This window comes from Sporosarcina sp. Marseille-Q4943 (assembly GCF_943736995.1).
GTDB lineage: Bacteria > Bacillota > Bacilli > Bacillales_A > Planococcaceae > Sporosarcina.
In genome coordinates this window covers 370847-389253 of sequence record NZ_CALSFT010000002.1, presented here as the reverse complement: position 1 = coordinate 389253, position 18407 = coordinate 370847, and the positions used below count along the sequence as shown (strand labels likewise).

Below are 18407 nucleotides of genomic sequence, written 5' to 3'. Positions count from 1 at the left end.
ATTCACGCCTTCCCCATTATTTTGTTCCGTGATTATTTAGTTCCAAACAGGCGGTCACCTGCGTCACCAAGTCCCGGAACGATATATCCTTTTTCGTTCAATTTTTCGTCCAATGCAGCAATGTACACATCGATGTCAGGATGTGCTTCCGTGAATACTTTCACGCCTTCAGGAGCTGCAATCAAGCACATGAAGCGGATGTTTTTCGCACCGCGTTTTTTCAATGAATTGACAGCTTCCACCGCCGTGCCGCCTGTTGCAAGCATCGGGTCGATGAGGATGAATTCACGCTCCGATACGTCGGAAGGAAGTTTTACGAAATACTCAACTGGTTGCAGTGTGTCCGGATCACGGAACAAGCCGATATGTCCGACTTTCGCTGCTGGAATCAATTTCAAAATGCCATCGACCATGCCGATGCCTGCACGAAGTATCGGTACGATACCAATTTTTTTGCCTGCCAATACATTGGATTTTGCTGTCTGGACCGGTGTTTCCACTTCCACTTCCGTCAACGGAAGGTCGCGGGTAATTTCATACGCCATCAGCGTTGCCACTTCGTCGACGAGCTCGCGGAACTCCTTCGTTCCTGTGTTCACGTCACGGATATGTGTCAATTTATGCTGGATAAGCGGATGATCAAATACATGTACTTTTGCCATTGCTAATCGCTCCTTTTCGGAATGTCCTGTACATTATAACAGAAACATGTCGATTTACACATTGGGAATGAAGATAATGTCGGTTATGCGTGAAATAAGAATTTTATGCGTATTTGTAGCGGTTTATGCGCGGAATTTCTGATTTATGCGCGGTTGTCAGCGGTTATGCGTGGGAATTGCGATTTATGCGCTTTTGGCGACATTTATGCGTATCTAGAAGCGTATATGCGCAGAAAATGAGTTTTATGCGTTCTTTCTTGAAAAAATCCCCGCTCTCGCGAGGAGAGCGGGGATTTATCAATTATGCATATAGTGGGAAACGGTCTGTCAATGCTTTGACGCGCTCAGCCGCTTCCTTTTTCACCGCTTCGTCTTCGTGGTTTTTCAATAGGTGGGCGATGATGGAGCCGATCTCTTTCATCTCTTCCTCTTTGAAACCGCGTGTTGTGACGGCTGGTGTTCCGATACGGATGCCGGATGTGACGAATGGGCTTTCCGTATCGAATGGAATCGTGTTTTTATTGACAGTGATGCCGACTTCGTCAAGGACGTGTTCAGCGATCTTGCCTGTGATGCCGAGTGATTTCAAGTTGACGAGCAACAAGTGGTTGTCCGTTCCGCCTGAAACGATGTCGACGCCTTCAGCCATCAAGGATTCCGCAAGGGCAGCAGCATTTTTCTTCACTTGCTGGATATGCGATTTAAACTCAGGCTTTTGGGCTTCGCCGAATGCAACCGCTTTTGCAGCGATGACGTGCATGAGCGGGCCGCCTTGGATGCCAGGGAAGATCGTTTTGTCGATTTTACGGCCGAATTCTTCAGCGAATTCCTCGTTCACGAGGATCAATCCGCCACGTGGGCCGCGCAATGTCTTATGCGTCGTCGATGTGACGAAGTGTGCGTATGGCACTGGGTTCGGGTGCTCGCCTACTGCGACAAGGCCTGCGATATGAGCCATATCAACCATCAAATAAGCTCCGACTTCATCAGCGATTTCGCGGAATTTCGCAAAGTCGATTTCGCGTGGATACGCACTTGCACCCGCAACAATCAATTTCGGCTTATGCTCAAGCGCTTTTTGACGGACATCTTCGTAATCGATGCGCTCGTCTTCTTTGCTGACGCCGTATTCAACGAAATTGTACAGCTTGCCGGAGAAGTTTACCGGGCTGCCGTGCGTCAAGTGTCCGCCGTGGGAAAGGTTCATGCCGAGTACAGTGTCGCCCGGCTCAAGAATTGTGAAATAGACAGCCATGTTCGCTTGCGCACCGGAGTGGGCTTGTACGTTTGCATAGCCTGCGCCGAAAATTTCTTTCAGACGGTCGCGCGCGATGTTTTCAACGACGTCAACGTGCTCGCATCCGCCGTAGTAGCGCTTGCCCGGATAGCCTTCAGCGTATTTATTCGTCAAGTAAGAGCCTTGCGCTTCCATGACTGCTTCCGTCACGAAGTTTTCGGATGCAATCAATTCAATATTGGCGTTCTGACGGTTCTTTTCCGCCATAATCGCTTCGTAAACTGCTGTGTCTTCGCGTTTCACATTGCTTAAATCCATGATTCCATTTCCCCTTTTCTGTTTGATATATCCTGTTGCAGGCACCGTGGAATTAACAATCACTCTTCCACTGGGCGGTTGTAGATCGCGCGCTCGCCGCCGATCAGTTTCGGCCGGGTCGTCGCTAACGTCACGACTGCATCCCCGATCTTGTCGATGGACGTGCGGAGTGGAACGGCGACCGGCTTCAAGTGCATGCCGATCAATGTCTGGCCGATGTCGATCCCTGCATTCGCACGGATGGACTCAACGACGACCGCGTCTTTGAAATGTTCGAATGCATATGCAGACATCGAACCGCCAGCTTGTACCGCCGGAATGACGGAAACGGTGTCGAGATTCATTTTTTCCGCCGCTTTGCGCTCGATCGTCAAGGCGCGGTTAATGTGCTCGCAGCCTTGGAATGCTAAGAACAGGTCATACTTCTTAGCGAATGCGTCCAACGGTCCGAATAACGAGTCGGCGACTTCAAGGGCGCCTCCCGTCCCGATCCGTTTGCCCGCGATTTCGGATGTCGAGCAGCCGACGACGAAAAATGTGCCGGGCGTGAAAGTTGTCTGCTCTTCCATTTCCGATAGCAGCTGTTCAAGCTGAAGCTTCCATAAATTCAATACATCATCCATTGTCTTGCCCACCTCACTTAATTTTCGAGCTCTGACAATTTGGCGACGCGACGCTCGTGGCGGCCGCCTTCAAATGAAGTGTCCAGCCATGCTGTCGCCACTTCCCTTGCAAGGCCCGGTCCGATGACACGTTCTCCCATGGCAAGGATATTCGAATCGTTATGCCCTCTTGTCGCCTTCGCGCTGAAGACATCATGGACGAGCGCACAACGGATCCCTTTCACTTTATTCGCAGCGATCGACATGCCGATCCCTGTCCCGCAAATGAGGATGCCCCGATCGAACTTCCCGCTTGCGACGCCGTCCGCTACAGGCTTGGCGTAATCCGGATAATCGACAGATTCATCGGAGTCCGGACCGAAGTCCTCATAGTCCAATCCTAGTTCCGATAATAAGTCCATGATTTCATGGCGCAGACGATTGCCGCCATGATCCGAAGAGATTGCGATTTTCATTGCGTCCCCTCTTTTCTTAATTTACTCACAAATCATTTTACCATTGTTCCACAAAAAAACACAGCCCTCGCTTTACTATTTCGGGCTGTGAAATGAATTGGAAATGATTGATAAATAGTTAGGAACGATCGAACTGGCTGATGACTTTATAAAGGTCTTCGGATTGCTTTTTCAGTTGGCTCGCCATAATGTCGGTCTGCTCGATCGATTTCACTTGCTCTTCCGTGGCGGCGCGTACTTCTTCGGCGCCAGCAGACGTCTCTTCCGCGATGGCCGCGACTTCCTGCGATTGCATGGCGGTCGTTTCGATGTTGGATAGCTGGTGTTCGACGAGCTCCGAAATTTTGACGACGGAATCGGCCATGCCGTTCACTTTTTCCGCCATCGCTTCGACGTTGCCGCTCGTTGCATCGGCGCGGTCCGCTTCGTTTGCTGCCGTCTTCACTTGCCTTTCCATTTCCTTCACGACTTTTGAGACGTCGGACTGGATCGTTTTCACAAGTTCATCGATGCTATGGACCGCTTTCGCACTTTCATCCGCAAGGACTCGGACTTCCTCCGCGACGACCGCGAAGCCTTTTCCATGTTCGCCTGCCCGCGCCGCTTCGATGGACGCGTTCAGCGCAAGCAAATTCGTCTGGCCGGCGATGCTGCCGACGAGCTGGACGATTTCGCCGATCTTCTGCGCATTTTGGTCGAGTTCGCGGATCGTGCCGAGCGACTGCTCGCTCTGATTCGACATGTCCCGGATTCCTTTGACGAGCGTCCGGAACACTTCTGTCGTACGCTCCAATTCCGCAAGCATCTCTTTTGATTGTTCGGATGAATCTTCCGCACGTCTGCTCACTTCTGCTGCAAGCGTCCGGACATCCTCGATCGCCTCCGCCGTTTCCTGGATGGCGACGGCCGAAGCTTCCGCACCCGAGGAGATTTCCATGATCGTTGATGCGACCGCATCCGCCTGTGACGTCGCACTGCTTGTCTCACCTGATAATTTGTCGACCGTCTGCGCCGTCTTCTCGAAGTTCGTTTCGATTTCCGCGACGATCGTCCGCAAATTGACGACGAGCTGCTGGAACGCTTCCGCTACCGAGCGGATTTCGTCGGACGACTTCGGCAGTTCGATGTCCGTGCCGATCTTCCCGTCCGCCACTTCGATCGCCGCCTTCTCCAAGTTTTGCAGCGGCTTCGTCAAAATCGTGCTGAATAAGGCCGCCAAAATGCCCGACCATAAAATTCCCATTGCATATGTACTAATTTCAAATACAAACGGCTGTACATTCGGAAAGAATTCCGGCCGGATATAGTTGATGAACAACGCGCTCGTCGAATACGTGACAACTGCAAGCACCGTTACGAATAAAACCAATTTTTTACGCAAGCCGAATTTCTTCTTCATTACCCATCCTCCGTCAGCTTCATCTTCAACTGTTCGATCAACCTACCCAATTCTTCGAATGTCGTCCGGTACGTGGCCAAACTGCCACCATACGGATCGTGCACATCTCCGAAATCACCGGGAGTTGCGAACTCTTTCAACGTAAATGTCTTCTTTTCAACTTCCGGGAATGAATGCAGCAGCAGTTCCTTATGCGACGTCGTCATCGTCAACACGAGGTCCGCCCATGCCAGATCTTCCGCGTTGACCGCGTTGGAAACCGGCGTATAAGGCATGTCCGCCTCTTCGATAAGCGTCTTCGCATTCATAGAAATCGGCAACCCGTCAACCGTACTTACCCCAGCCGACCGGACCGTGACGCCCTCTATCGCCTTCGAACGGAGTATCGCCTCCGCCATCGGACTCCTGCACGTATTCCCTGTGCAAATAAAATAAATATTCATTCATGATCACCTACCTTTAGAATACCCGATAGCCGTGAATAAAGAAATAGATAATTTCATCAAAAACATGACAATATCCCCATGATTAATAAAGCCAATCCGGCAACGATGCGAAGCAGCCTGCCGTTTTTGATATTCAAAAACCGTCCGAAATAAAGGGCCAAGCAGGAAAAAATGAACGAGAGAGCTCCAGCGGCCAAGATGAACAGTAGTTTATTCAAATGAAGCATGCCAAACGAAACACTGATTGAAAAGGTGTCCAAGCTTACGGCAAGCGCAATGAGCGCCGGATGGAGCTGCCGTTTCAGCATGCTGTTATCATCATCCTGCAGAAGCATGTGGATGCCGATCATTGCTAGTAGTACGCCCGACAGAAGATTGCTCCACACTGAAAAAAGATCGGCCGACCAGTCCCCCATGACGAAGCCCGCGAAAGGCAGCACCAAGTTCAGGAATGTTATCCACAGCGCGAGGACAAGCCTTCCTTTTCGCAATTGTAATAACGATAATACTACGACGACATCGATTGTCGTAACGCTTGCAGCGAATATTTCCAACAATGAATTGACCTCCCAACTTCCGCATCCATCCATCTTATGCGCTCGTTTAGGAGGTCATTCATATCCGATTAGCAGTTGAACATAGAAACTCACATGATATTATCCGTCGAACCGTTTTCCGTCCGCCGCTTTCAGGAGCCGATTCATGACGGCGGCTCCGACTCCTTCATGATCCGTCCCTGCGGCGAGGATGAGATCGGCGTCCGTCATATCGCATTGCCGGATCGCCCCGTATAAATTCACCGCCATCGCCTCGTTGTCATGAAGCGGGCCGACACGGAAATACCAGTCGGCTTCCGCGATGTCGAATTCGTCAGGTCCGATGACCGCAACCTTCTTCCCTTCGGAGTGAAGCTGCCTGACCGCTTCCTGGATCGTCGTTTCGTCCGGCTGAATGACGAATAGCGGCGACTCCGGAGCGTAATGCATATATTTCATGCCGGGTGCACGTGGCGCTTCTTCATCGTCGAGGGTTCCGGATTCCTTTTCGGCACGAACAGGACCAATCACTTCCTCGATCATCTCGCGCGTCACGCCGCCCGGCCGCAGGATTTCAGGAGGATTCGCCGTCATGTCGAGCACGGTCGATTCGACGCCGACGCCTGTCTTTCCACCGTCGACGATAAGCGGAATCCGGCCATTCAGATCGGTCAGCACATGCGCGGCTTCCGTAGGGCTCGGTTTTCCGCTCCGATTCGCGCTCGGTGCGGCAAGCGGCCCGTCAAGCGTACGGAGAAGTTGTAGTGCCACGGGATGATCGGGCATCCGCAACCCGACCGTGTCGAAGCCCGGTGTGACATTTTCCGCAATGACACCGGGCCTCTTATGGAAGACGAGCGTCAGCGGACCCGGCCAAAATGCATCCATCAGCTTTCCCGCATTTTCCGGCACATCCACCGCGTAATTATCCACATCTTCTTTCTTGCCAATATGTACGATAAGCGGATTGTCGGACGGGCGTCCCTTCGCTTCGAAGATCCGCTGCACAGCAACCGCATCCGTCGCAAGCGCTCCGAGGCCATACACCGTTTCGGTCGGGAACGCGATGACGCCGCCATCTTTCAAAATATCCACAGCCCGTTGATAACTTACCGAGTTATCCATATCTTTATCCACTGAAACGATTTCAGTTTCCACGGTTCAAACCCCCATTTATACACAATTTCATCCACTTATCCACAATTCAAGTGGATAACTTTATTCAAACAACGACTTTATCCACTCCCAAATGAAGAAAGTGACCTTTTCGTCGTCTGATTCTTCCACTTCTTTGTCAGGAAAACAGACCCTTGGGAATAAAGAGCACCACCAATTGTCGCCACGCCCGCTGCCGATCTTCAAAATATACGCGTCATACGGCGCTTGCGGCGTGATGACCAAGCCCGAACGCTTCGGCGGAAACAAAGCCGCTGTCCGCTCAAACGTAACGTCTTGTCCACCCGCCATCGATTGGGCGGTTTCCAAAATGGTCGATTCAATAGCCACTAAGTTATCCACAATTTCTGATTTCGACTTCGCTTGCGTCATCGCCTCATTGATCATCGGCTCGATGACAAGCCGGATCTCTTCCTTCAACTTTTGGTCGGCAGGCGCATTCGAATGTGACAGGATCCGGAATCTGATCTCCTCTTCCTGTTCCGCCTGGCCTGTGAATAATAGCAACGCGGACTGGATGAGGAACAGCACGAGAATGAACTCGACTACCGCCATCCAACGATCCGCCCGCTTATTAGTTTGAATTTTAGTGATTTCATAGTCTTGCAACATATCGATCCCCTCCTGACCACATTGTCGCCAGGGTTAAGGGGTTTTATTCACCAATCTCGCAAAATATCATTCGATCTTTTCCGTTCACATCTTTTTCGATCGTTACCCGCGCATTCGGGAACGCCTTCTGGAAAAGCTCACTCACTGCCTGCCCTTGCAAGTAGCCGATTTCGACGCCGATGAGCGACCGGGGATTCATGAGCGTCGGCAGTTTTTCCGCTAATTGCTTGTAGAAGAAAAGGCCATCATCATCCGCAAACAACGCGCTATGCGGCTCAAAATCGACCACCGTCGAAGACATCTCCTCGGACTCCTCCCAGGAGATATACGGCGGGTTCGACAGGAAGACATCCCACTTCTCCCCTTCGATCGGCTCCGTCAAATTGCCGAGCCTGAACTCGATGTTGACCTCGTTGCGCTTCGCATTCCGCTTCGCAACTTTTAGCGCGGATTCACTTATGTCCGTCGCCGTGACAAGTGCGTCAGGCCTTTCTTTTTTGAAGGCAATCGCGATTGCGCCGCTCCCTGTACCGATATCCGCCACGCGGCATTCGGCGAATTTGCGGCTCCGTTCGAGGGCGCCCAATACGAGCTCCTCCGTTTCAGGCCGCGGAATGAGCACGTGCTCATTCACCTCGAACGACAGTCCGTAAAACTGTTCCGTGCCGATAATATGCTGGACGGGCTTGCCTGTGAGCAGCTCTTCGGTTTTATTCCAGAAATCGTTGTGCTGTTCGGTTGTGAGTGGTTCACGCAAGTCCGCGAGCAATGCTGCGCTCGATTTCTGTGTGACATGCTCCATGAGCAGTTGGGCTGCGTGTTTGTCCAAGTTTTTTGATTCGAGAAGGGATTTCGCTTTATTGAGCGCCTCATGGATTTTTTCAGTCATGTTGATCCAAGCTTTCCAATCGTCTCGCCTGGTCCTCGACGATGAGGGCGTCGATCACTTCGTCGAGCTTCCCTTCGATGATCTGATCGAGTTTTTGGATTGTAAGTCCGATCCGGTGGTCCGTCACGCGGTTTTGCGGGAAGTTGTACGTACGGATCCTTTCGGAGCGGTCGCCCGTCCCGACAGCGGATTTCCGCTTTTCGTCGTATTCGGCTTGCGCTTCCTGCATGAATTTATCGTAGATGCGAGCACGGAGGACTTTCATCGCTTTCTCTTTATTTTTAATCTGCGATTTTTCGTCCTGGCAGGATACGGTGATCCCTGTCGGCAAGTGCGTCAGGCGGACGGCGGACATCGTCGTGTTGACAGATTGCCCACCCGGTCCGGATGATGCGAATGTATCGGTGCGGATATCTTTTTCGTGGATGTCGATTTCGACTTCCTCTGCTTCCGGCAGCACGGCGACGGTCGCTGTCGACGTATGGATCCGGCCGCCCGATTCCGTTTCCGGCACACGCTGGACGCGATGCGCTCCGTTTTCATATTTCAGTTTGGAATACGCGCCGTTCCCGCTGATCATGAAAATGATTTCCTTGAACCCGCCAAGCTCCGTCGGCGAGGAATCCATCACTTCGACTTTCCAATGGCTCGTTTCCGCAAAACGGCTATACATCCTGTACAAGTTGCCCGCGAATAGCGCCGCTTCATCGCCGCCCGCCGCCCCGCGGATCTCCATAATGACGTTTTTGTCATCGTTCGGATCTTTCGGGACGAGCAATAGTTTCAATCTCGCTTCAAGGGCTTCGATCTGTTCATCGAGCTCGGCGAGTTCCATTTTGACGAGTTCTTTCATTTCATCATCCAAATGCTCTTCCAGCATTTCTTTCGCATTGTCATACTGCGTCGTCGCGCTTTTATATTCACGGTACGCATCGACCGTATCCTGCAAATCGGACTGCTCCTTCGAATACGTCCGCAGCTTAGTCATATCACTTACAATATCCGGATCGCTCAGCAATTCATTCAATCGCTCATATCGATCCTCAACGGCTTGAAGCCTCTCAAACATAGTCATTGCACCTCTTCGTCCTCAGTCTGTTTTGTATGTTTATTGTACGGGAATAAGGCGCTGAAATACAGTGATTTCTTTGGGTGGCGGTGTGTTGCGGGCGGGCGGAGGAGCGTGCGGGGCTTGTTTTGGACGCGCGAGGGATCGCTTTGGACGCGTGGGGGCTTACTTTGGGCGCGCGGAGGCTTGCTTTGGACGCGCGAGGGATTGCTTTGGACGCGCGGGGACTTGCTTTGGACGCGCGGAGACTTGCTTTGGACGCGCGGAGACTCGCTTTGGACGCGTGGCGGCTTGCTTTGGACGCGCGGGGACTTGCTTTGGACGCGCTGAGACTTGCTTTGGACGCGCGGAGACTTGCTTTGGACGCGCGGCGGCTTGCTTTGGACGCGAAGCAAAGGAGATAGATGGCGCGATTAAAAAAACGCTTTTTGAAAAAGCGTTTGAATAATCATCTTATATAAAATGCTGTCCTACGATGACCTTTCATGACTAGACCCGATTTTTTTAATAATCTTTTTGCAATCGGCTGATGTTCGACCCCTGAAAAATAGCGAAATTGACGATTTGTTATGTAGCTATCCATTAAATAGAACCAGTCGTCGATTAGGGGCAGATGACAATCGCCGGCACTATAAAAACAGCTAGGACAATGCCATTTCTTCATGCTCCATTTCATTCCATTAAGCTTGCACTCTGGGCAAATGACTCCTGGTGTTATATCCTTTTTAGCAATATTTAAAGTCTCTGTTAAAGGGAAAGGGTTATATTCTTGATGCGCCTCCACTAGATCGCGGGCGATATTACTGATTTTATTCCTACTCAACATTTCTTCCGTAATTTCCATGTTATACAATCGAATCGGAATTTCATGTGTAAATAAAATATCAGTATTCGTTTCTTCTTCGATCAACAATTCGTTTGTGTAGGCAAGTCCTATCATTCCTTTAATAGGGATATTAATTCCCCTTTCCCTCAACCATCTGTCCAAAAATATTGTTTTCCGTTCTAGTTCAGTAATTGGACTTTGAATGATTTTTCTTTCCCCTTTGAGTTCTTGAATAAATTGCGTCGGATTTGCTTTAACGGTAAGTTTTCCACCGAGGTTCTTTATCTCAAATATGATAATTTTATCCGGCTGTATAAGCACTGTATCCATTTGAAAATATATTCCATTGTATAGAAGGCAAAGATCATGAATTATGCTGAATGGATATGATGGACGGAATTCATTAATGTGCTTGTCAAAGTTCAATTCACCTCCGTACCCAGCCTTTCTTCTGAGATCTTCCTCGACTATTGCATATTGCTTATGATTGCTAGGCAGCCTTGCTATTAATGATTGCAAACCTAGCAAAGACAAGGGCTCACTCCGTTTTTTCATTAGCATTTTCATCACCTCACAAGCATTGTATCAGGACGTAAATATTCTAAAATGAGCAGAAATTTGATTTTAGCCCTGATATGCGGAATAAATTTCACTTTTGAGGCGGAAAGCGTCCATAAAATAAAATTTTCAAGTTATACTCGGGCGTGCGAGAGCTAGTTTTGGTCGTGCGATGACTTGCTTTGGACGTGCGGCGGCTTGCTTTAGACGTGCCGGGACCCTCTTTGGACGCGCCAGGACCCGCTTTGGACGCGCGGAGGCTTGCTTTGGACGTGCCGGGGCTCGCTTTGGACGCGCGATGACTCGCTTTGGACGCACGGAGGCCCACTTTGGACGTGCCGGGGCTCGCTTTGGACGCGCGGAGGCTCGCTTTGGACGTGGGAGCCTCTACGTTATGCGCAATATAACAACTCACTTAAAAGCATCGACATATTTCTCCGCCGTCCTAATTTCAACCGTTAGAAAGTCTTTGCCGTAGATGGCTTTAATAAGGAACGGGGCTCCCGCGGTGTTTCGGAATCTGAAGTCGAGGCCGCCGTAGGAGACGGTCGCATCCCTTCCTTTCGGGACGTAGCCGATGTCTATTGAATGATGATGCCATTCAATGTATTTTACTGAAAAATGATCGACAGCATTGAATAAAGTGGAGGATGTTTGGCAAACTCCTCCGCCTATTCCCATGACAAGTTTTTTGTTGATGATTTCCGGGGCTGGCTGGTAACCGTTCGCTTCATCTCGTGGTCCGACGACAGTGTTGAAGGAGAATTGATCATCTTTGCCGACGATGATTTTGTCAATCGCAGCGGCTGAAAGTTCGATGTTTTTATTCCGGTTTGTGTTCGCCGGGTTGAAATAGGTCGTATACGAAGCGATGACAACGTCTTCCAAGTGCCTGATATCCTCGGGATCATAGCCGCTTTCAGTTATTTCGATTGGCAGTTCAACAGTGCCTCCATCGGCAGACGCTTCCATTATCCGCTCCACTAATATGCTTTCCCGTAATATAATCTGCGGGTTGCCTTTGATGAGATTGCCTTGTTCGTCTAGTTTGTCGAGTACCATTCTTTGATCGTAGCCGGCTTTCCCATCGGTTCCGCGTGCGAGCTCTCTAGCTAGTTGTTCGACTTTCACTATGTACGCCGCGATGTCCATTTCGTAGCCTAAATCGATTGGGGTTAATGTGTGGATCAGTTTATTAGAAACCGGATCAATGATGTTGATAACTGGGACCGGTGCCGGGATAATTTCCGTTTGGGCAACCGGTTGCTTGGTCGATTCTGTTTGCTTTGGTGTTTCCTGTTGTTCCGTAGGTTCTGCTTCGGGTGTTTCCGCGTTGTCTTTATGTTGATCGGTCGCCGATTGCTTTTGACAGCCGATTAGTCCAATTAAGCAAAAGAGTGTAAGGGCGACAATCCATCTTCTCAATTCATCCACCTCCCGTTAAAAGTGTTGCCAATAGACATAGTATTCAACGGTTGTGGATAGTGTGTTGGTGATTTTTCAGCAAATAAAAAAACAGCATGGCGCTTGCCCATGCTGTCTGTCGAAATTATTTAACTGCCACGTGAGCGGTTACGCCGTTTGGGACTTCGTGGTGCATGCGGCATCTTGCTTCGTATGCTTCGGATGCTCCAACGAGGATGATCGGGTCATCGTAGCCGGCGGGTTGTCCGTTAATAAGCCGTTGTGTACGGCTTGCGGGCGATCCGCAAACAGTGCAGACGGCCTGCAGTTTTGTGACGTTTTCTGCTACAGCCATGAGCTGCGGCATCGGTCCGAATGGTTCGCCGCGGAAATCTTGGTCGAGTCCTGCGACGATGACGCGGAATCCACGATCCGCCAATTCCATGACGACGTCGACGATGCCTTCATCGAAAAATTGCGCTTCGTCAATGGCGATGATATCGTAATCGTCCTTCACAAATTGCTCAATTTGAGTTGATTCGGCAACGGGCGTCGCAATCACTGTCGTTCCGTTATGGCTGACGACCGCTTCTTCGCTATATCGATCATCGATTTCCGGCTTGAATACTGCGATTTTCTGTTTGGCGAATTGTGCGCGTCTCACGCGTCGGATCAATTCCTCGGATTTTCCTGAAAACATGCTTCCGCAAATCACTTCTATCCAGCCGCCTTGCATTGTTACGTACATGTTGGTTCCCCTTTCAATTGTTGCTCTATGTAAATGTGTTTTTTTCATTGTTGGAATGTCTATCATACATCAAAAACCTGTGGAAAGGACGTCTTTTATTTCATGTCAGAATATGTTATGGAGGGATTTATTGGGCGCCAAGCACGGCGCTTTGGACGCGGATCGCTTCATGCGTCGCGCAAAACCGTTTTGACAAATATAGGGGTTGATTCAAAAAGAATTCTATTTGGTTTATTCCCAAATTGAAAACCCGCCAAACAATGTTGGCGGGTTGGAATGTTCTTATTCTTGTCCTTCTTCTTTGAAGCCATATTTCTTGTTGAAGCGGTCGATACGTCCGTCCGCTGCAGCGAATTTTTGGCGTCCAGTGTAGAATGGATGGCATTCTGAACAAACTTCTACGCGAATGTCCTCTTTTACAGAACCTGTTTCGAATGTGTTTCCACATGAACAAGTGACAGTCGCTACTTTGTAGTTTGGATGAATTCCTGCTCTCATCGGTCTCTCTCCTCTCGCCCTGAACCATCTGGAACAGAGTATTATTGTAGGGTGTTGCATAAGACTGATGCCTTACACGGTCCGTGTATGTCAACCGCATATGCAGCAGATGGCTATAAACCATACTCAAGAATTATAACAAATTCATTAGGTATATGCAACTATTTTATTCGAATTTCACACTGTGATTTCACTTCATTATTCTTGCTCGCAACGCTGCGCTTGTGCTCGCAAACGCCGTTCTTCGTGACGGCGCTTGCAACTATTTTTATTTCGTATTAAAGGAGTCCTTTTCCGTTGCGATGGGCTTTCATTTCTTCATTGAGCTTGTCGAAAAATTCTTCGTTCGATTTGGATTGACGCAGTTTTTTCAGGAAGCGTTCCGCGAAATCTGGTGCGTCGGAAAACGTCTTCCGGATCGCCCAAAGTTTTTCGAGCTGTTCGGACGGGATGAGCAATTCCTCTTTCCGCGTTCCGGAGCGGCGAATGTCGAGTGCAGGGAAAATACGGCGTTCTGCAAGGCTGCGGTCAAGATGCAACTCCATGTTGCCGGTCCCTTTGAATTCCTCGTAAATAACTTCATCCATACGCGAGCCCGTGTCGATCAAAGCGGTTGCGAGAATCGTCAAGCTGCCGCCTTCCTCGAGGTTTCGCGCCGCACCGAAAAATCGCTTCGGACGGTGGAACGCAGCCGGGTCGATACCGCCTGAAAGCGTACGGCCGCTTGGCGGGATGACGAGGTTATAAGCGCGTGCCAATCTCGTGATGGAATCCATAAGAATGACGACATCGCGTTTATGTTCGACGAGGCGCATTGCGCGCTCCAATACAAGTTCAGCGACTTTCACGTGGTTTTCCGGCACTTCGTCGAATGTCGAGCTGACGACATCGGCATTGACGGAACGTTCGATGTCCGTCACTTCCTCAGGACGCTCGTCGATGAGGAGGACGATCAATTCTGATTCAGGATGATTCGTCGTAATGGCATTCGCAATTTCTTTCAACAGCATCGTCTTCCCTGCTTTCGGAGGTGCGACGATCAGTCCACGCTGGCCGAAACCGACCGGCGACACTAAGTCCATGATGCGGGTGGACAATTTCTGTGGTGTCGTTTCAAGTTTGATATGGCGGTCCGGATAAAGCGGTGTGAGCGCCGGGAAATGGACGCGCTCCCTGGCGACTTCCGGGTCTTCCCCGTTGACGGCTTCCACTTGCAGCAAGCCGTAATAGCGTTCGTTCTCTTTTGGCGGACGTACTTTCCCTGTCACCTTATCCCCGTTTCGCAAGTCAAATCGTCTGATCTGAGAAGCGGAAATGTAGATGTCCTCAGAGCTTGGCGAGTAGTTGATCGGACGGAGGAATCCGTATCCTTCCGATTGGATGATTTCGAGTACGCCTTCCATGAAGAAGAAACCTTCCTGTTCTGCTCTCGATTTTAGGATGGCGAAGATGAGTTCTTTTTTCGTTAGTTTGCTGTAATAGGAGATTTTGTATTCTCTTGCAAGCTCATATAACTCTTTTAGGGTCATATTTTCCAAGCTGGCGATTGTTAGAATTGGCATAGTATCATAAGCTCCACTCTTTATTTGTTTTCGTTTGTAAGGGTGATTGTTTCATCGGGTAGGTGAATCAATTAATAGAAGTATGCCCGGCGAAATGCCGGGCTGAGGCTTGCTATTTTTAATTAAAACATATTCAATCTTGCATAACCAAATTCGGTTTTTTCTTCATGCTGTGGCGTCCTTCTACGAAACGGATTGTTCCGGATTTGGAGCGCATGACGAGTGAGTGGGTTTCGCTGTAGCCGCCTTTGAATTGGACGCCGCGCAGCAATTCGCCGTCTGTTACTCCCGTTGCGGCGAAGATGGCGTCGTCGCCTTTTACGAGGTCATCCATGTAGAGTACTTTCGTAATGTCGATTCCCATTTTTTCGCAACGGAGGCGCTCTTCCTCATTTGAAGGGATGAGCTTGCCTTGGATTTCGCCGCCGAGGCATTTAAGTCCGACTGCGGCGATGACGCCTTCAGGAGCTCCGCCGAGTCCGAACAGGATGTCTACGCCTGTGTCGTCGAATGCCGTATTGATCGCAGCAGCCACGTCCCCGTCGTTGATGAGCTTGATGCGTGCGCCTGCAGCTCTGATTTCTTCGATGATTTTCGAATGGCGTTCACGGTTGAGGACAGTTGCCACAACTTCATCGATCGATTTGTTTTTCGCTTTGGCTACGGCTTGAAGGTTATCTGCGATAGATGCGTTGATGTCGATTTTGCCGACCGCTTCAGGTCCGACCGCGATTTTATCCATGTACATGTCCGGCGCGTTGAGGAGGTTCCCTTTATCTGCGATTGCGATGACCGCAAGCGCATTCCAGCCTCCTGATGCGACGATGTTCGTACCTTCCAGCGGGTCGACGGCGACATCCACTTCCGGACCTTCGCCTGTTCCGAGCTCTTCGCCGATATAGAGCATCGGTGCTTCATCCATTTCGCCTTCGCCGATTACGACGACCCCTTGCATCGGGATCGTGTCGAACACAGTACGCATCGCTTCCGTTGCGGCGTCATCCGCTTCGTTTTTCAAACCGCGCCCCATCCAGCGGGAAGCCGATACTGCCGCCGCTTCTGTTACACGTACTAATTCCATCGATAAACTGCGTTCCATTATGATTGTTCCTCCCGTTTTGCGCATTTCATTATCCATTAACAAGTTATACGCTTTTCATTAGCTGTTAAATTCGTCTCTAGTATAGCATAAGCATAACTTCACTTTATTCACCGATCGTCGCTTTTTCCGAAACCGAAACTTTCCTGATGTCCGCTCCGATGCCGCGAAGTTTCTCGATGAGGTCGCTGTAGCCCCGTTCGATATGTTGGATTTCCTGAATTTCCGTTTCACCTTCTGCAAGCAGTCCCGCGATGACGAGAGCCGCACCTGCGCGAAGGTCGGTAGCGCGGACGGTCGCAGCCTGGAGTGGAGTCGGTCCCGAAAGAATGACCGATTGCCCCTCCACTTTTCCGTCGGCATTCATCCGCCGCAATTCGTCTATTTGCTTAAACCGCGCGGAATAGATCGTATCCGTTATGACGGATGAGCCATGCGCCTGCGACAACAGCACCGAGAACGGCTGTTGCAGATCGGTCGGGAATCCCGGGTAGACGAGCGTTTTCACGTCGACTGCCAGCAAATTCTCCGTTTTCGGAATGAATATATGCTCTTCCCGCTCCTCCACTTTGACGCCCATCTCGCGCAATTTCGCGGTCAACGCTTCGACGTGGAAAGGGATGACATTATCGATTGTAATGCCATCTCCGGCTGCAGCCGCCATAATCATGAATGTGCCTGCTTCAATTCTGTCCGGAATGATTGTATGTTTCGTTCCGTGCAACCGTTCGACACCTTCAATTCGGATGACATTCGTCCCTGCACCTTTGATGTTGGCGCCCATATTCGAAAGCAAAGTGGCGACGTCGATAATTTCAGGTTCTTTCGCTGCGTTTTCGATGATCGTCCGCCCTTTGGCACGGACCGCCGCGAGCATGATGTTGATGGTCGCCCCGACAGAGACAACGTCCAAATAGATTTTAGCGCCGCGCAATTCTTCAGCACGCAAATAGATCGCACCGTGCTCGTTCGTCACTTTTGCGCCCAATGCTTCGAAGCCTTTGATGTGCTGGTCGATCGGCCGCGGCCCCAAATGGCAGCCTCCCGGAAGTCCGATCGCCGCGTGCTTGAACCTGCCGAGCATAGCCCCCATCATATAATAGGAGGCTCTCAGCTTTTTCACATTGCCGTTCGGAAGCGGCATGGCGACCATTTCCGACGGATCGATCGTCATCTTGCCCGATTCGAATTTCACTTTCCCGCCAATATCTTCTAGGAGCGCTTGGAGTGTGAGGACGTCCGAGATTTCCGGAAGTCCGTCAATCGTTACAGGTGAATCGGCCAAGATGGAAGCCGGGATCAACGCGACGGCACTGTTTTTCGCTCCGCTCACTTTTATCGTTCCACGTAGAGGATTCCCACCTCTAATTTTATAAACGTCCATTTCAGTCTCCTTTAGGCGTTTCACTTGTTCTTTCTTGATTCCCAATCTTCGAGGAATTGTTGGATGCCTTTGTCGGTCAACGGATGGTTGAATAATTGCTTGAGTACGTTGAATGGTGTCGTCGCGATATGCGCTCCTGCAAGTGCTGCATCTGTAATATGCTGCGGGCTGCGAATGGACGCGGCGATGATTTGTGTATCCATGTCATGAATTGTGAAAATGTCCGCGATTGTGCTGATCAGTTGAATTCCTTCTTGACCGATATCATCGAGTCGTCCGAGGAATGGGGATACGTATGTGGCTCCAGCGCGCGCTGCAAGCAATGCTTGGTTGGCACTGAAAATGAGGGTCACGTTTGTTTTGATGCCTTCTTGTGCGAAAACGGAGCACGCTTTCAGTCCTTCCGGCGTCATTGGTAGCTTAACGGTAATGTTCGGCGCGATTTTCGCAAGTTCGCGTCCTTCTTCGATCATTCCTTCTGCGTCGAGTGCGATGACTTCCGCGCTGACAGAACCGGGTACGAGTGAAGTGATTTCACGAAGTCTGTCGTGGAATGAAATATTCTCTTTCGCGACTAGAGATGGGTTTGTCGTTACGCCGGAGATGATCCCCCAACTATGTGCTTCCTTGATTTCTTCAAAGTTTGCCGTATCGATAAAAAATTTCATGTATATTGTTCCTCCTTCGATGTATGGAAAAGAAGGAGAATGCATCTGTTTGGTGATGATTCTCCTGATGTTGCTAAATAAATCGTTGATTTCCGTTGCGGGCGGACGCTTTCCGGGGGGCACGGTTTCAGCCGCTTCCCTCGCTTTGCTCAGTCCAGGGTCTTCAGCTCGTGCTAATCCCCCAGGAGTCGCCGCCCTCCACTCCAATCAACTAAACTTTGCACAAAATATAACAGTG

Annotated in this window: 20 protein-coding genes; 1 reads left to right on the top strand and 19 read right to left on the bottom strand. The window is 50.2% G+C overall.

Going from position 1 to position 18407, the window contains the following annotated elements; all coding sequences use genetic code 11:
- Window positions 1–32: 32 nt before the first annotated feature.
- From upp to prfA, 11 genes are all read right to left on the bottom strand, one after another.
- Entirely contained in the window at window positions 33–662 is a 630-nt protein-coding gene (upp, locus tag NIT04_RS02005; RefSeq protein WP_252501939.1) for a uracil phosphoribosyltransferase, read from the bottom strand.
- A gap of 301 nt (window positions 663–963) precedes the next feature.
- Window positions 964–2217, bottom strand: coding sequence for a serine hydroxymethyltransferase (gene glyA / locus NIT04_RS02000; RefSeq protein WP_252501938.1), 1254 nt, complete (start codon window positions 2215–2217; stop codon window positions 964–966).
- A gap of 59 nt (window positions 2218–2276) precedes the next feature.
- Entirely contained in the window at window positions 2277–2840 is a 564-nt protein-coding gene (locus tag NIT04_RS01995; protein WP_252501937.1) for a TIGR01440 family protein, read from the bottom strand.
- A 17-nt stretch (window positions 2841–2857) separates the two neighbouring features.
- Entirely contained in the window at window positions 2858–3295 is a 438-nt protein-coding gene (gene rpiB / locus NIT04_RS01990) for a ribose 5-phosphate isomerase B (protein WP_252501936.1), read from the bottom strand.
- A 118-nt stretch (window positions 3296–3413) separates the two neighbouring features.
- Complete coding sequence (locus NIT04_RS01985; RefSeq protein WP_252501935.1) at window positions 3414–4694, bottom strand: methyl-accepting chemotaxis protein; 1281 nt, start codon at window positions 4692–4694, stop codon at window positions 3414–3416.
- The gene (locus tag NIT04_RS01980; protein ID WP_252501934.1) at window positions 4694–5137 is read right to left on the bottom strand and encodes a low molecular weight protein arginine phosphatase; all 444 of its coding nucleotides are present in this window, start codon (window positions 5135–5137) and stop codon (window positions 4694–4696) included. Before NIT04_RS01980 ends, NIT04_RS01985 begins: the two co-directional genes overlap by 1 nt.
- 59 nt (window positions 5138–5196) lie before the next feature.
- Window positions 5197–5697 (bottom strand): manganese efflux pump, encoded by a 501-nt coding sequence (locus tag NIT04_RS01975; RefSeq protein ID WP_252501933.1) that lies wholly within the window; start codon window positions 5695–5697, stop codon window positions 5197–5199.
- A 99-nt stretch (window positions 5698–5796) separates the two neighbouring features.
- A complete protein-coding gene (locus NIT04_RS01970) occupies window positions 5797–6834 on the bottom strand; it encodes an L-threonylcarbamoyladenylate synthase (RefSeq protein ID WP_252501932.1) in 1038 nt (345 codons plus the stop codon).
- 60 nt (window positions 6835–6894) lie between these two features.
- Window positions 6895–7464, bottom strand: coding sequence for a stage II sporulation protein R (locus NIT04_RS01965; RefSeq protein ID WP_252501931.1), 570 nt, complete (start codon window positions 7462–7464; stop codon window positions 6895–6897).
- 43 nt (window positions 7465–7507) lie between these two features.
- Complete coding sequence (gene prmC / locus NIT04_RS01960; protein WP_252501930.1) at window positions 7508–8353, bottom strand: peptide chain release factor N(5)-glutamine methyltransferase; 846 nt, start codon at window positions 8351–8353, stop codon at window positions 7508–7510.
- On the bottom strand, window positions 8346–9422 hold the full coding sequence (gene prfA / locus NIT04_RS01955; protein ID WP_252501929.1) for a peptide chain release factor 1: 1077 nt from the start codon (window positions 9420–9422) through the stop codon (window positions 8346–8348). The genes prmC and prfA overlap by 8 nt, the downstream gene beginning before the upstream one ends.
- 191 nt (window positions 9423–9613) lie before the next feature.
- Here prfA and NIT04_RS01950 point away from each other — a divergent pair, with 191 nt between their 5' ends.
- Window positions 9614–9826 carry a hypothetical protein gene (locus NIT04_RS01950; RefSeq protein ID WP_252501928.1) on the top strand — a complete coding sequence of 71 codons (213 nt, stop codon included), beginning with the start codon at window positions 9614–9616 and terminating at the stop codon, window positions 9824–9826.
- Between the two features lie 44 nt (window positions 9827–9870).
- Here the strand turns inward: NIT04_RS01950 and NIT04_RS01945 are convergent, their stop codons facing one another.
- The 8 genes from NIT04_RS01945 to fsa form a co-directional block, all read right to left on the bottom strand.
- The gene (locus NIT04_RS01945; RefSeq protein ID WP_252501927.1) at window positions 9871–10809 is read right to left on the bottom strand and encodes a nuclease-related domain-containing protein; all 939 of its coding nucleotides are present in this window, start codon (window positions 10807–10809) and stop codon (window positions 9871–9873) included.
- A gap of 408 nt (window positions 10810–11217) precedes the next feature.
- Window positions 11218–12231 (bottom strand): VanW family protein, encoded by a 1014-nt coding sequence (locus tag NIT04_RS01940; RefSeq protein WP_252501926.1) that lies wholly within the window; start codon window positions 12229–12231, stop codon window positions 11218–11220.
- Between the two features lie 124 nt (window positions 12232–12355).
- The gene (locus NIT04_RS01935; RefSeq protein ID WP_252501925.1) at window positions 12356–12958 is read right to left on the bottom strand and encodes a thymidine kinase; all 603 of its coding nucleotides are present in this window, start codon (window positions 12956–12958) and stop codon (window positions 12356–12358) included.
- 282 nt (window positions 12959–13240) lie between these two features.
- Window positions 13241–13456, bottom strand: coding sequence for a 50S ribosomal protein L31 (gene rpmE, locus NIT04_RS01930; RefSeq protein WP_060209476.1), 216 nt, complete (start codon window positions 13454–13456; stop codon window positions 13241–13243).
- A 278-nt stretch (window positions 13457–13734) separates the two neighbouring features.
- The gene (gene rho, locus NIT04_RS01925; RefSeq protein WP_252501924.1) at window positions 13735–15018 is read right to left on the bottom strand and encodes a transcription termination factor Rho; all 1284 of its coding nucleotides are present in this window, start codon (window positions 15016–15018) and stop codon (window positions 13735–13737) included.
- A 133-nt stretch (window positions 15019–15151) separates the two neighbouring features.
- The gene (gene glpX, locus NIT04_RS01920; RefSeq protein ID WP_252501923.1) at window positions 15152–16117 is read right to left on the bottom strand and encodes a class II fructose-bisphosphatase; all 966 of its coding nucleotides are present in this window, start codon (window positions 16115–16117) and stop codon (window positions 15152–15154) included.
- 106 nt (window positions 16118–16223) lie between these two features.
- On the bottom strand, window positions 16224–17501 hold the full coding sequence (locus NIT04_RS01915; protein ID WP_252501922.1) for a UDP-N-acetylglucosamine 1-carboxyvinyltransferase: 1278 nt from the start codon (window positions 17499–17501) through the stop codon (window positions 16224–16226).
- Window positions 17502–17521: 20 nt separating this feature from the next.
- Window positions 17522–18169: a fructose-6-phosphate aldolase gene (fsa, locus tag NIT04_RS01910; protein WP_252501921.1), complete on the bottom strand. Its 648-nt coding sequence runs from the start codon at window positions 18167–18169 to the stop codon at window positions 17522–17524.
- Window positions 18170–18407 lie beyond the last annotated feature (238 nt).

Coding starts and splice junctions, on each gene's coding strand:
- upp (WP_252501939.1), bottom strand. CDS start 662: ATGGCAAAAGTACATGTATTTGATCATCCGCTTATCCAGCATAAATTG.
- glyA (WP_252501938.1), bottom strand. CDS start 2,217: ATGGATTTAAGCAATGTGAAACGCGAAGACACAGCAGTTTACGAAGCG.
- NIT04_RS01995 (WP_252501937.1), bottom strand. CDS start 2,840: ATGGATGATGTATTGAATTTATGGAAGCTTCAGCTTGAACAGCTGCTA.
- rpiB (WP_252501936.1), bottom strand. CDS start 3,295: ATGAAAATCGCAATCTCTTCGGATCATGGCGGCAATCGTCTGCGCCAT.
- NIT04_RS01985 (WP_252501935.1), bottom strand. CDS start 4,694: ATGAAGAAGAAATTCGGCTTGCGTAAAAAATTGGTTTTATTCGTAACG.
- NIT04_RS01980 (WP_252501934.1), bottom strand. CDS start 5,137: ATGAATATTTATTTTATTTGCACAGGGAATACGTGCAGGAGTCCGATG.
- NIT04_RS01965 (WP_252501931.1), bottom strand. CDS start 7,464: ATGTTGCAAGACTATGAAATCACTAAAATTCAAACTAATAAGCGGGCG.
- prmC (WP_252501930.1), bottom strand. CDS start 8,353: ATGACTGAAAAAATCCATGAGGCGCTCAATAAAGCGAAATCCCTTCTC.
- prfA (WP_252501929.1), bottom strand. CDS start 9,422: ATGTTTGAGAGGCTTCAAGCCGTTGAGGATCGATATGAGCGATTGAAT.
- NIT04_RS01945 (WP_252501927.1), bottom strand. CDS start 10,809: ATGCTAATGAAAAAACGGAGTGAGCCCTTGTCTTTGCTAGGTTTGCAA.
- NIT04_RS01935 (WP_252501925.1), bottom strand. CDS start 12,958: ATGTACGTAACAATGCAAGGCGGCTGGATAGAAGTGATTTGCGGAAGC.
- rpmE (WP_060209476.1), bottom strand. CDS start 13,456: ATGAGAGCAGGAATTCATCCAAACTACAAAGTAGCGACTGTCACTTGT.
- rho (WP_252501924.1), bottom strand. CDS start 15,018: ATGCCAATTCTAACAATCGCCAGCTTGGAAAATATGACCCTAAAAGAG.
- glpX (WP_252501923.1), bottom strand. CDS start 16,117: ATGGAACGCAGTTTATCGATGGAATTAGTACGTGTAACAGAAGCGGCG.
- NIT04_RS01915 (WP_252501922.1), bottom strand. CDS start 17,501: ATGGACGTTTATAAAATTAGAGGTGGGAATCCTCTACGTGGAACGATA.
- fsa (WP_252501921.1), bottom strand. CDS start 18,169: ATGAAATTTTTTATCGATACGGCAAACTTTGAAGAAATCAAGGAAGCA.